Here is a 12,294-nt window from a genome sequence, read left to right as displayed (position 1 = left end):
ACGCATGAGGCAGGCGCCGGGAGGATGAATTAATTGGAGTATCGAGGCGTTTATTTTCACAACGTCGCGGAGCTCGAAGCGAAGCCCGGTTTGCCCGGGCTTTGGCTCCAGCGTTTCCCGCAGGGCGTGCGGCGCACGCTGACGGACAAAGGCAGGATCAAGGCGGAGCTGTCGAACGGCTGCGAAATTCGATTCGTCGCCTCGTCGAGAATCGCGCGCGTGATCGTCGGCGCGGCAGAGGAGGACGGGACTGCGCTCGTGTATCGCGGGAACTTCCTGCATGCGTCGCACCGGCTGCGGGCGGGCATGCCGGCGACGATCCTGCTGGAGACGCCGGAGCGATTCGACGGCGTCGATCCCGCGGCGCTCGCGGGCGGTGGTTTCTCGCCGGATGTCTGGCGAATCTGCTTCGACCGGTTCGCCGCCGTGTTCTACGGCGCGGACGCTTACGGCGGCGAGCTGCGCCCGCCCGCGCCGGACGAAATGCCGCGGCTGACGCTGCTCGCGTACGGCTCGTCGATCACGCAGGGCGCGGGCTCGCTGAACCATGCCAACGGCTATGTCCAGCAAGCGGCGCAGCGTCTCGGTCTGGACGCGATCAATCTGGGGCTCAGCGGCTCGTGCTTCTGCGAGTGGGAGCTGTCGGACTTCATCTCGTCGCGCCGCGCGGACCTGGTATTCCTGGAGCTCGGCGTCAACATGCGCGGCCAGGTTCCGGCGGACGAGTTCGAGGAGCGGGCGGCCTATCTGCTGGATCGCCTGGCCGATGCGGCTCCGGGGCGACCGACACTGGTGACGACGATATATCCGAACCGGGCGACCCGGTCGCGTTATGAAGCGGACGCGTTCCGCGACGAGGAACTGAAGTTTAACGAGGTGCTACGGCGGCTGTGCTCGGAACCGGGACGGGCGGGCGGCGAGGTTCGTCTCGTAGAGGGCACGGAGATCCTCGGCGATTTTGCCTGGCTGACCAGCGATCTGATCCACCCGTCCGAGTACGGGCATATCCGGATGGGCGAACGTCTGGCGGACGCGCTGCGCCCTGGCCTGACAGCGCTGCTGGATCGCCTGACAGCTCCTGTTTAATAACCCGTTCATTAGAAAAAGGAGGAAGAGAGATGCCGCTGATTACGATCCGCATGTACGAAGGACGCACGCAGGAACAGAAGAACGAGCTGACGGAGGCGTTTACCCGGGAGATGGCGAGGATCATCGACCGCGATCCGGCGTTTATCAAGGTGGAATTCAACGAGGTTCCGATTGACGACAACGCCCCGGAACATTTGAAAAAAGCGAAGGAGAGACAGCTATGACACTCGCAGGAAAGCTTGCGCTAGTCACAGGATCAGGGAGCGGAATCGGCAAAGGCATCGCCTGGGCGCTCGCGCGCCAGGGAGCCGACGTGGCCGTGCACTACAATAGCAATGCGGAGGCGGGCGAAGCGACTGCCCGCGAGATTGCCGAATCGGGCGTCCGCGCCGCCGCCTTCGGCGCGGATCTGCGGCAAGTTGCGGAGACGGAGCGTCTGGCGTCCGAGGTCGAAGCCTTTTTCGGGCGTCCGATCGATATTCTCGTTAACAATGCCGGGCATCTCGTCGGCCGAGTGGCGAACGCCGAGATGACGGAGCGGCACTACGAGGAAGTCATGAACGTGAACTTCAAGAGCTGCGTGTTCATGAGCAAAGCGGTCATTCCGGCGATGGCGGAACGGCGGGAAGGCGCGATCGTGCACGTCTCCTCGGTAGCCGCCCACAACGGGGGCGGTCCGGGCGCGTCCGTCTACGCGGCGGCCAAGGCCGCGATGCTCGCCTATGCGAAGGGGCTGGCCAAGGAGCTCGCCGGCTCGGGCATCCGGGTCAACGCGGTGTCGCCGGGCGTCATCGGGCAAACGGCGTTTCACGATACGTTCACCCCGGAGGACGCGCGCGCCGCGACGCTCAAGACGATTCCGCTCGGCCGCGAGGGCGCGCCGGAGGACGTGGGCAATGCGGTCGTCTACCTCGTGTCGGCGCAGTCCGCCTACGTGACGGGCCAGACGATCGAGATTAACGGCGGCATGTTTATGCGATGAATACGATCCGGCGCAACTACGAGTCGCACGCCTGGTGCCGGGAAGCCGTCGACGAGCTGCGAACGAAGCTGAGGCAGGCGGCGGTGGGTTCGGATATCGAGATTCCGGTGTCGCCTGCGGGGTGGTGGCACCAGTACGTTTGTCCAGAGCACCATACAGAGCTCGTATTCGATCCGATGGAGCGGGAGGCGTACGTCTATCGCTGCCCTTACGGCTGCGAGCTCTCGGGCGAGCCCTACCGCGGCGCCTGGCTCGTCTATCGCCATCAGGAGAACGCCCGCGAGGCGCTCTCCGCGGCTGCCGTCTATGCGGCAACGGGCGAATTGGCCTACGCCGACCTGGCATGCGGAATCGTCGAGGCTTATGCGGCAAGCTACCCGCGGTATCCCGCGAACCCGGAGGCGCAGGGTTGGATGCTGCGCGGCACGGTGTTCCACCAGGCGCTGACCGAGTCGATCTGGGCCGTCTCGCTGCTGAGAGCCGTGCTGCTGGTGAGGGATTGCGGCGTCGATGTAGGCGCGCGCTGTCCGGGACTGCCGCTGTTCCTCGCGCTGCTGGAGGAGCGGACCGGGGAGGCCCGCCGCATCCTCGTGGAGGAGCGCGGGGATGCGCGCAACAACTATACTGCCTGGCTGAATGCCAGTCTGTCGGCTGTGTACGCCGTCCGCGGAGACGGCCGGGCGCTCGCCGCGCTACTTGAAAAGCCCGGTGGGCTGCGCGATCATCTCTCGATCGGCGTACTGGCGGACGGGTTCGAGTTCGAAGGCAGCACTTACTATCATCTATTCGTGCTGCGCGCTTATCTGATCGCCGCGGAGATGGCCGAGCGCCTGGGCACGGACTTGTACGCCATGACGGGCGCCGCCGGGCAGAGCTTCTACGGCATGCTGCTCGCGGCCGCGGATCTGGCTGCCCCGAACGGCGAGCTGCCCGCGCTGCACGACGGGCCTTACCGGCGCGTTCCTTTCGCTCGCGAGGTCGCCGAAGTGATGGAGATCGGCTGGCGCATCTACCGGGCGAAGCCGCTGCTGCCCGTGCTTCGGCAAGCGTATGCGCAAGCGAACGGGTCGCCGCGGCGCGCGGGGCTTGAAGCCGTGCTGTTCGGCGAGGGCGAGTGGGAGTGCGAGGCACCATTTTCCGAAAATTGTTTGCTTAGCGACGTCCGCGGCTCCAGGCTGTATTCGGACGCGGGCTTCGCCGTCGGGCGCCAAGCAGGCAATCCGCTCTCGTTCGTGCTGGACTACGGCCCGCATGGCGGCAGCCACGGCCACTACGACAAGCTCAATCTCGTGCTGATGCACGAAGACGGCTTCATCGCGCCCGAGCGCGGCATGGTGCCGTATGGTTCCGCGCTTCGCGACGCTTGGTATTCCCAGACCGCGAGCCACAACACGGTGACCGTGGGCGGACGCTCGCAATCGGAGCATGCGGGCGTATGCTTGAAGTTCGAGACGGGTGCAGAACGCACCTACGCGTGGGCACGCTCCGAGGGCGCTTATGAAGGCGCCGTGCTCGATCGTCATCTTTGGCTCTCTTCAGGATGGCTGCTGGACTGGTTTGTCGTAACGCTTGAGGCCGAGGATACGGTCGATTGTTGGCTTCATTTGTTGAGGGAGGCTCCGGAGCAAACCGGAGCTTCGGAAAAGGCTGACGGCTCGGACGGTTCGGAAAGGACGCAAGGCTCGGCCAACCGAAACATCGGCGATGCCGTGCAGGTTATGGCGGATTATTCGCAGATAACGGCGGAGCGGCTCGCAGTTGCCGAAAGCGCGGCCGTGTTCCGCGCGAGGGCGGGCGATGCCGTGCATGGTTTAGCGAGAGAGATCGCGATTCATGCGCTATTCCCGGCTGGCTCGGAGCTATATCGGCTTCAATCGCCCGGCACGTCGCTCGATCCCGCGCGTCCGATGGCGGGCCTGCTGCAGCGTCAGCGCGGCCGCGTCGTTCAATTCGCGGCGCTGTACGCGCCGGCGGGCGATTCGACCGAGCTTCGCCGGATCTCGGATACCGAGATCGAGGTTCGGGGTATGAACGGGACCGTGGCCGTTCGGCTTGCGGCGGACGGACTGCATGTTCAGCCTGCCCTGTCCGAAGCCCGCAATCGGTGAGAAATCCGCAACGCGCAGACATGCTAAAATAGGGAAGAAGACCAGACTCTTTTAAAACGAGGAGAGATCGTCGGTGACTTCCCTAAACCTCAGTCAAGCTCCGGTGGCGACAACGCAAATGCTCGTGCGCAGGCCGGTGGAAGAAGTATTCGAAGCGTTTGTCGACCCGTCGGTGACGACGCGGTTCTGGTTCACCAAGAGCGGCGGCCGATTGACGGCGGGAGCGCGCGTCCTGTGGGAATGGGAGATGTACGGCGCGGCGGCGCAGGTCGAAGTCCTCGCGATCGAGCCGAATCAGCGGATCCGGATTCGGTGGGGAGACGAGACAAACGGCTTCACGGAAGTGGAGTGGACCTTCAAGCGCCGCGGGGCAAACGAGACCTTCGTCAGCATCGTCAACTCGGGCTTCCAAGGCGACGGCGACGCAGTCGTGGCCCAGGCGCTCGACTCCACGGGCGGCTTCACGATGATGCTCTGCGCGCTGAAGGCGCTGCTCGAGCACGGCATCGAGCTGAACGTCGTCGCCGACAAGGCACCGGGCGCGCACGTGCGGCCTATCGAGTAAGCCATACTTGTGCGGGACCGCCAGGACAACCAGTCCTGGCGGTCTTTGTTTACATACTGGAACGTATAAAAAATCACCTTCTGTAAATAAGGAGCAGGGTTAAGAGGCGAGGTGCAAGTAAAAGTAAAAGTAAAAGTAAAAGTAAAAGTAAAAGTAAAAGTAAAAGTACAAGTAAAAGTAAAAGTAAAAGTAAAAGTAAATGAAAGAGACGGGACGTTTAATAAAAGCCTGCATCCGTGCAGGCTTTTAAGCCGATAAGACGAGCAGAATCGGAAATTCCTGCAAATCAGCATCCATTTTGCTGCGAAGTCCGAAATCGCAAAGGAAAAGCGATCGAAGCCTGCAGATTCGCATCTTTTTATCGCCCAAGGTCAGTCATACAAGAAAAGGATGTAAATTTGCAGGCATTCGTCTGTTACCCCTCGATTAGGCGGATCGCGCACAGGGGAGGCGTCGTCCGATCGCACATCGCTGCCGGGCGGCTCCCGAAAAACCGCACATCTGCCTCAACCGACACCCTCGGCCAGCAACCTCCGAACTATATTGACAGTCAATATATCGCATTATATTATATCGGTATACGATATATCGCTACCCGATATAATTGCGATGCGGAGGAACGGACTTGGATAAATCGAAGCAAATGCTGCCGCTGACGGAGGCGTTCTACTACATTCTGGTGACGTTGTGCGGGGAGCCTGCGCATGGCTACGGCATGATGCAGGAGGTCGAGCGGATGAGCGGCGGCCGGCTGAAGCTGGGGGCGGGCACGCTGTACACGGCATTGAACACGCTGCAAGGCAAGGGGCTCATCGAGCCGCATCCTGGCGCGGAGGGGGCGGACGCCCGACGCAAGGTGTATGCGATAACGGGGGTTGGGCGAGAGGTGCTGGCAGCGGAGGTCGGCCGGCTGGAGGAACTGCTCGTTGTCGGCAGGCTAGCGTTGAACGGGGGGGACTAACAATGGCGCGGACGGAGAAAAGAAGGCACGCCTGGATGAGCTGGGACTACGAGAAGGAAGAGCGCTGGCTGAACGAGCTGTCGGCCCAAGGGCTTCACCTCACGAAGGGAGGCGCATTCAGCAGCGAATTCGAGCGCGACGAGACGGTCCGATACACCTACGGTCTCGATTATCAGGGCGGCCTCACGAAGAAAAACGGCAAGCTGGACGAATATATCGAGCTGTACCGGGAACTTGGATGGGAGTATGTGTGCACGACCAGCGGCATCTGGCATTTTTTCCGCAGGCCATGGGAGCCGGGAGAAACGCCGAAGCTGTATACGGACCGGGAGTCTCTGGTCGAGCATTACAAGAAAATCCAGCGCGTAATGACGGCGGTGCTGCTCGCGAATGTCGTCATCTTGCTCGCCAACTCCACGAATATCTTCATCAGGCTCGATGGCGGGTTGCGATGGGGAATTACGGTGCCGCTGCTCGCCATTTACGCAATTTTGTTCGCCCTCCTCGGGTATGGCATCGCCAAGATGAACAGGAAGATCAAGGAGACCGGCGGGCACAATACTTAGCTCCGCTTCATTCTGACGAGTCGTGCGCCATCCTGCTATACTGGTGTGGAAGCGATCATAGCAGAGGAGCGGGCAAAGCGTGAAATTCAAAGCGACGATTGAATTGAACGGCAAGACGGCGACCGGTATCGAGGTGCCGGCAGAAGCGGTCGAAGCGCTGGGCGGGGGCAAAAAGCCGGCGGTATACGCGACGATCGGCGGTTATACGTACCGCAGCACGGTGGCGGTCATGGGCGGACGCTACATGCTGCCGCTGAGCGCGGAGCATCGCGGCGCCGCCGGCGTCGCGGCCGGCGACGAGGTCGAGGTAGCGCTTAAGCTGGATACGGATCCGCGCGAGGTGAAGGTGCCGGAAGATCTGGCCACCGCGCTCGCGGGAGCGCCTGCGGCGCGCGCCTTTTTCGAAGGACTCTCGAACAGCAACAAGAGCCGCGTCGTCCTCTCCGTCGAGGGTGCCAAGACCGAGGAGACGCGGCTGCGCCGCATCGAAAAGGCCGTGCAAGCGCTAAGCGAAGGCAAAACCGTATAAGGGGGCTCACCAAATGAGCGGCATTATCGCAATTACAGGCGCTTCGTCCGGAATCGGGCTGGCAACGGCGCTCAAGTTGGCAGAAGAAGGCTGGGTCGTATACGCGGGAACCCGCCATGTCGAGCGGGACCGGGAGCGTTATGCCGGACAGGGCAACCTGCGCTGGGTGGAAATGGAGGTCACGGACGTCTCCTCGCTGGAGGCTGCGTTTGGCCTTGTCGAGAGCGAACACGGGACGCTGGACGTACTTTTCTGCAATGCGGGCTTCGGGTATCTCAGCGCACTGGGTCAGGCGGATCCCGCGGATATCCATCGCGTGTTCGACACGAACGTCTATGGCGTCATGCATACGATTCGGGCGGCGCTGCCGTTGCTGCGCAAAGCGACGAACGGCGGCTACGTCATCGCCACCTCCAGCGTCGGCGGTCTGGTCGGACAGCCGCTCAACGAGATCTATTGCGCCAGCAAGTTCGCGGTAGAAGGATTGCTGGAAAGTCTGGCGACGTATTACAAGCCGACGTTCAACATCGACGTCACGCTTCTGGAGCCGGGCGCGATCGCAACGGAGTTCGTAGGCACGGTCATGGGGCAGTTGAACGCGACCGGCGGCATTCTCGAAGACGAGTACAAGCCTGTCGTCCAGCGCTATCTGGACGGCTTCGCGAGCCGCAACTCCGTGCCGCAGACGGCGGAGTCAGTCGCGGACGTCGTGAGCGGGCTGCTGCGCTTGGAGACCAAGCCCCTGCGAATCCGGACCTCCGAGGCCGCCGAGACGTTCGCCCGCTTCAAGACCAGCCAGGATCCGACCGGACTGGAAGGCATGCTGAACACGCGGAAAATCCAACTGAATTTATAAGGCGCAGTGCGCCGCAAGCCGGTTCGCGAGAGCCGGCTTCTTTGCGCTTTTTGCGATCTGACTATACCATCGGTGAAGTCCGCAAGGTCCGGCCATCCATGAACCGAGCATCGAACCGAGCATCGAACCGAGCATCGAACCGAGCATCGAACCGAGCATCGAACCGAGCATCGAACCGAGCATCGAACCGAGCATCGAACCGAGCATCGAACCGAGCATCGAACCGAGCATCGAACCGGAGAAAGAGTCCGTGCTTGGCATCCAGGCTAGGGCCGCGGCGAATCGCGGACAGGGAAGCGCGCGTTCGGCGTGCCGAAGCCTTTCGGGTGTTTTTGCGGGTCCAAAACTGCATTTATGCATGTATTTTCTGCCGACCCGCCATAGCCGATGAAATACATGCAAATATGCATGTAATTTAGGAATACAAGCCGGTAATGGGGCTGGCGGAGGAAATTAAATGCACTTTTGCATCAATCCAGTCTAAAAGGGCCGATATCGGCGGAAATAGATGTATATTTGCAGGCATTGCAGCGAAAGCGCGACGCGGGCGACGATTGGTCACCTATCGGAATGGTTGTCGGATGTGCTATTACTAGGCGGGCGGCGCCAATCCGTCTGCTAGCGTTTGCCGGTTGGCGAATAAATGGTTTGCGTATAAGATTAGAAAAAAAGAACCAAGCAGGTGAACGGCATGCCGCGGCTTCCCTCTTTGCGCGCACTCGGACGATCTGTCTTCTCGCTGCGGCGGTTGTCCATCAAGCGGCGGCTGCTGGCCGCTTTTCTCATTACTTCTCTGCTCCCCGTCGCCGTCGTGGCGATCTACTCCAATCAGAAGTACGAGGCGTCGATCACGAACAAGCTCAGCGCTTCGTCGACGCAGGTGCTCGACCAGCTCGCCCAGAACACGACGCGCGAGCTCGAGCAGTACGAGACGCTGAGCGAGACGATCATCATCAACAAGCTGATCCAGGGCGGCCTGCCCAAGTTTACGAAAATGGCCGACATCGAGAAGAGCGAGCTGCGCACCCGGATCAAGGACGAGCTCGGCCAGCAGATCTTCAGCATTAGCAACCTGTCGAACGTCATCGTATTGACCAACGACGGCCAGTCGATGTTCGATCTGGGCTTCGAGCTGTATCCCGAGGCGCGAATCCGCGAGCTGACGACTTTGGTGGCGGACAGCAAGAGCAATGCGTACTGGACGGGCATCCGCAACAACCGCGGCTCCAGCCGGATCGCGCTCAGCCGCCGGATTTTCGCCGAGAACAACCTGAACCGGCAGATCGGCTACCTGATCATCGTTATCGACGAGAAGGTGTTCTCCCGCAACACCTACGAGTCCGTGGATCTGGGGGAAGGAAGCTCGATCTACCTGTCGGATGCCGCGGGCGTCGTCGTCTCTTCTCTCTCTCCCGCGATCGGACAAGGCTCTCTTTACCAGGAAAAGGTGTTCGAGGGCGTCCAGGCACGAAGGCAAGCATCCCGCGAGGAACGGGCTTTTTACGCGGATGTCGGCGGGGAGCGCACGCTCGTGACCAGCTCGTACATTCGGTCGGCGGACTGGTACCTGGTCGGGATGATCCCCCGCTCGTTCCTCGTCTCGGAGCTATCGGTGCTGCGCCACAACGTCGTCCTCATCTGCCTGTTGATCCTGCTGCTCGCCGGCATGCTCGCGATGTGGATCTATATCAGCATCAGCGGTCCCGTGCGCAAGCTGCTGCAGTACGCGAACCAGGTGCGGATGGGCCAGCTGCAGCAGAAAATCGGGCCCTCGTATCCCGACGAGATGGGCATCCTCGCGGAGACGATCGACCGGATGGTCGGCCGGCTCAAGGAGCTGATCTACCAGGTAGAATCGGAGCAGCAGGCCAAGCGGGACGCGGAGCTCGCGATGCTGCAGGCGCAGATCAATCCGCATTTTTTGTTCAACACGCTGAATTCGCTCAAATGGAGCGCCATGCTGGGCGGCAACGACGCCGTCTCGCAAGGCATCGCATCGCTGTCCGAGCTGTTGCGCAACACGATCCTGGTCAAGGAGGAGCTCATCCCGCTCGACCGCGAGCTGGACAATCTGACGCACTACGCGACGATCCAGCGCATCCGCTACGGGGACTCGTTCGAGCTGGAGTTTGCGATCGAGGACGAGCTCCGCGACTGTCTCGTGCCGAAATTCATTTTGCAGCCGATCGTGGAAAATTCGATTTTGCACGGAGGCGGCGACGAGGGACGGAGCGTGCGGATCAAGGTGACCGGCGAGCGAGACGGGGCGCGGGTGCGGATCCGGATTCGGGACGACGGGAAGGGTTTCGATGCGGCAGAGGCGGGCTTGCGCGGCACGACGCATGCCAAGCTCTCGGGCATCGGCATCGGAAATGTGGACGAGCGGATTCGCCTGCACTTCGGCGTGCCGTACGGGCTGACGACGGCGAGTGTCGTGCAGGAAGGGACGGAGACGACGATCGTACTGCCGATCGTGCTGAAAGGAGAGAGGGACGATGTACAAAATACTGATCGCGGATGACGAGATCATCGTGAGGCATGCGGTCAAGTCGATGATCCGTTGGGACGACAGCCGCTTCGAATACGTCGGCGCCGCCGCGAACGGCCGCGCTGCGCTGGAGCTGGCGCGGGACGGCCGCGCGGACATCGTCATCACGGACATCAAGATGCCGGAGCTGGACGGCATCGGGCTGATTAAGGAGCTTGCGTCCAGCGGGTTCGACGGAGAGGTGCTCGTGCTGAGCAACTACAACGACTTCGACCTCGTCCGGGAGGCGCTGAAGTGCGGCGCGCACGATTACATGCTCAAGCTGACGCTGAAAAGCGAGAGCTTCATGGAGGCGCTCGGAGAGATCGCGGCCAAGCTGGATGCGCGCAGAGGGGCGGCTGGCGGGGCGGCTGGCGGCGCGCATGGCGCTGAGGCGGGGGCGCAAGCAGGCGCAGACACGGATCGGGCGCAGGCGGACCGGGAACGGGCGGGGACGGAGCGGGAGCGCGCGACCCGGATAAAGGCCTGGCTCGCCGCGATGGATGCCGAGGCGCGGGACGATGCGGGCGGCGAAGGCCGGCCGGGACGAGCGGATGAGGCCGTGTCGCGCGAGATCTGGCAGGACAAGGGCGAGCGCGTGCTGGCCTTTCTCGTCCGGCTGCGGGATGAGGAGCCCGCAAGGCCGGAGGGCGAACGCTTTGCGGACAAGCTGGGCGATCTCGCGGACAGCTTGTTTCCCGGCCGCAGGTGGGCGCATGCCGTTAAGGCTGACGACGGCTGCTTCGTGCTGGCGGCCGGGTACTCGGCCGCCCAGGCCATGCCGGAGGCGGGCGACGCGGCGCGGCGGATCCAAAGTCTGTGCGCAATGTATTACAACGCGCAGTCGCAGGTCGTCTTCGCCGAGCCGGCATCCGATGCCGGGGCGCTGCTGGAGCAGCTGCGGGGAAATCGGCGGGCGGCGCAGCTGCTGTTTTACGCGCAGCTTAGCGCGGCGGGGCTGTCGAACCGGACGGTGCCGGTCGAGGAGGACGACGAGTACCGCCGGGCCGAAGCGAGCTTGCGCGAGTCGGTGCGGGGCAAGCCGCAGGCCGGCTCGACCGATCTGTGGGTCGAGGGGGCGCTGCGCCTGATCGAGACCGCGGCCGAGCGGCGCATCGCCGCCCGCGCGCTGAAGCGGTCGCTCGGCGGGAGCGTCCTCGGCCTCGCCAACGCGCAGGGTTTCGGCATCCGTCGGGATTGGGACGAAGCGCCCTGGCTGGCGCGCATATCCGCGGCCGCGACGGATACGCAGCTCAAGGAGACCGTGCGCGAGCTGGCCGAGGATGCGGCCGAGCAGGCGGATGCGAAGCGGGACGCTTACCCGGCCGCGCGGGAAGAGGTGCGGCAGGCGCTCCGGTATCTGGAGGACCGGTACGCGGAGCGGCTCGCCATCGCGGACGTGGCCGCGCATGTCGGCTTGTCCGAGCCCTACCTGTGCCACGTCGTCAAGGCGGAAACAGGCCGCAGCCTGCTGACGCATCTGAACGAGATTCGGATGCTGAAGGCTTACGCGCTACTCGGGACCGGCCGCTATCTCGTGAAGCAGGCGGCGGCCGAGGTCGGCATTCACGACCCGTTTTACTTCAACCGGCTGTTCAAGAAGCGCTTCGGCATCGCGCCGAAGAGCGTGAAGCCGGCGGACTGAGCGTGTCGCCGGAAGTAGGCGGGCCAATCGCAAGCGATGAGCCTTCAATGCGCAAGGTAGGGGGACGCGGTTGCTTGGGGAGCCATGCACCGCTGCCGTGCACGGAAATTGTATATGGTGGGGCATGCGGTTGCTTGGGAGGGCGAGTATCGTTGCCATGCACAAATATTGTGCATGGTGGAGGGCATGCGGTTGCTTGGGAAGGCGAGCATCGTTTCCATGCACAAAAATTGTGCATGGTGGAGCGCGAGCAGCGATGGAAAGTGGCGAACTGCGTCATCGTGCACAATAAATGTGCATGGCGGGAGCGAGGCGGTTGGCTGAGGTATCGTGTATCGCTCTCATGCACAAAAGTTGCACTAGCCTTGCATTAAACCTCACATGTATAATTTGCTCTACTAAACTTACTATATTTTGAAGTATTCTACTTATCTTCAAGGACAAACATAGAAAAATCTCCTAATCT

At 62.2% G+C, this 12,294-nt stretch carries 12 protein-coding genes; 11 read left to right on the top strand and 1 reads right to left on the bottom strand.

Annotated elements, in window-relative coordinates:
* Positions 1–33 precede the first annotated feature (33 nt).
* The 9 genes from KB449_RS28785 to KB449_RS28745 all read left to right on the top strand — a co-directional run bounded on the left by KB449_RS28785 (position 34) and on the right by KB449_RS28745 (position 7,656).
* A complete protein-coding gene (locus KB449_RS28785) occupies positions 34–1,086 on the top strand; it encodes an SGNH/GDSL hydrolase family protein (RefSeq protein ID WP_282911640.1) in 1,053 nt (350 codons plus the stop codon).
* Between the two features lie 32 nt (positions 1,087–1,118).
* Complete coding sequence (locus tag KB449_RS28780) at positions 1,119–1,313, top strand: tautomerase family protein (protein WP_282911639.1); 195 nt, start codon at positions 1,119–1,121, stop codon at positions 1,311–1,313.
* Positions 1,310–2,071 (top strand): SDR family NAD(P)-dependent oxidoreductase, encoded by a 762-nt coding sequence (locus KB449_RS28775; protein WP_282911638.1) that lies wholly within the window; start codon positions 1,310–1,312, stop codon positions 2,069–2,071. The genes KB449_RS28780 and KB449_RS28775 overlap by 4 nt, the downstream gene beginning before the upstream one ends.
* Positions 2,068–4,179, top strand: coding sequence for a heparinase II/III domain-containing protein (locus KB449_RS28770; RefSeq protein WP_282911637.1), 2,112 nt, complete (start codon positions 2,068–2,070; stop codon positions 4,177–4,179). The genes KB449_RS28775 and KB449_RS28770 overlap by 4 nt, the downstream gene beginning before the upstream one ends.
* 118 nt (positions 4,180–4,297) lie before the next feature.
* Positions 4,298–4,744: an SRPBCC family protein gene (locus tag KB449_RS28765; protein ID WP_282912930.1), complete on the top strand. Its 447-nt coding sequence runs from the start codon at positions 4,298–4,300 to the stop codon at positions 4,742–4,744.
* Between the two features lie 625 nt (positions 4,745–5,369).
* The gene (locus tag KB449_RS28760; RefSeq protein WP_282911636.1) at positions 5,370–5,705 is read left to right on the top strand and encodes a PadR family transcriptional regulator; all 336 of its coding nucleotides are present in this window, start codon (positions 5,370–5,372) and stop codon (positions 5,703–5,705) included.
* A 2-nt stretch (positions 5,706–5,707) separates the two neighbouring features.
* Positions 5,708–6,271 (top strand): DUF2812 domain-containing protein, encoded by a 564-nt coding sequence (locus tag KB449_RS28755; RefSeq protein WP_282911635.1) that lies wholly within the window; start codon positions 5,708–5,710, stop codon positions 6,269–6,271.
* Between the two features lie 79 nt (positions 6,272–6,350).
* Complete coding sequence (locus KB449_RS36620) at positions 6,351–6,800, top strand: YdeI/OmpD-associated family protein (protein ID WP_282911634.1); 450 nt, start codon at positions 6,351–6,353, stop codon at positions 6,798–6,800.
* A gap of 13 nt (positions 6,801–6,813) precedes the next feature.
* Positions 6,814–7,656 (top strand): SDR family oxidoreductase, encoded by an 843-nt coding sequence (locus KB449_RS28745; RefSeq protein ID WP_282911633.1) that lies wholly within the window; start codon positions 6,814–6,816, stop codon positions 7,654–7,656.
* On the opposite strand, the gene KB449_RS28740 is transcribed toward KB449_RS28745, so the two are convergent.
* Entirely contained in the window at positions 7,651–7,917 is a 267-nt protein-coding gene (locus tag KB449_RS28740; protein ID WP_282911632.1) for a glycine zipper domain-containing protein, read from the bottom strand. The two genes, KB449_RS28745 and KB449_RS28740, sit on opposite strands and share 6 nt — an antisense overlap.
* A 430-nt stretch (positions 7,918–8,347) precedes the next feature.
* Here KB449_RS28740 and KB449_RS28735 point away from each other — a divergent pair, with 430 nt between their 5' ends.
* Positions 8,348–10,177: a sensor histidine kinase gene (locus KB449_RS28735; RefSeq protein ID WP_282911631.1), complete on the top strand. Its 1,830-nt coding sequence runs from the start codon at positions 8,348–8,350 to the stop codon at positions 10,175–10,177.
* Positions 10,152–11,828, top strand: a complete 1,677-nt coding sequence (locus KB449_RS28730) for a response regulator transcription factor (protein WP_282911630.1) — start codon at positions 10,152–10,154, stop codon at positions 11,826–11,828. The genes KB449_RS28735 and KB449_RS28730 overlap by 26 nt, the downstream gene beginning before the upstream one ends.
* Positions 11,829–12,294: the final 466 nt, after the last annotated feature.

Origin of the sequence: Cohnella hashimotonis (genome assembly GCF_030014955.1) — a bacterium.
GTDB lineage: Bacteria > Bacillota > Bacilli > Paenibacillales > Paenibacillaceae > Cohnella > Cohnella hashimotonis.
Note: the sequence above shows the minus strand (reverse complement) of the source record. Positions and strands in the feature narration are given on the sequence as shown.

Coding starts and splice junctions, on each gene's coding strand:
- KB449_RS28780 (WP_282911639.1), top strand. CDS start 1,119: ATGCCGCTGATTACGATCCGCATGTACGAAGGACGCACGCAGGAACAG.
- KB449_RS28770 (WP_282911637.1), top strand. CDS start 2,068: ATGAATACGATCCGGCGCAACTACGAGTCGCACGCCTGGTGCCGGGAA.
- KB449_RS28755 (WP_282911635.1), top strand. CDS start 5,708: ATGGCGCGGACGGAGAAAAGAAGGCACGCCTGGATGAGCTGGGACTAC.
- KB449_RS28765 (WP_282912930.1), top strand. CDS start 4,298: ATGCTCGTGCGCAGGCCGGTGGAAGAAGTATTCGAAGCGTTTGTCGAC.
- KB449_RS28775 (WP_282911638.1), top strand. CDS start 1,310: ATGACACTCGCAGGAAAGCTTGCGCTAGTCACAGGATCAGGGAGCGGA.
- KB449_RS28740 (WP_282911632.1), bottom strand. CDS start 7,917: ATGCCAAGCACGGACTCTTTCTCCGGTTCGATGCTCGGTTCGATGCTC.
- KB449_RS28735 (WP_282911631.1), top strand. CDS start 8,348: ATGCCGCGGCTTCCCTCTTTGCGCGCACTCGGACGATCTGTCTTCTCG.
- KB449_RS28730 (WP_282911630.1), top strand. CDS start 10,152: ATGTACAAAATACTGATCGCGGATGACGAGATCATCGTGAGGCATGCG.
- KB449_RS28745 (WP_282911633.1), top strand. CDS start 6,814: ATGAGCGGCATTATCGCAATTACAGGCGCTTCGTCCGGAATCGGGCTG.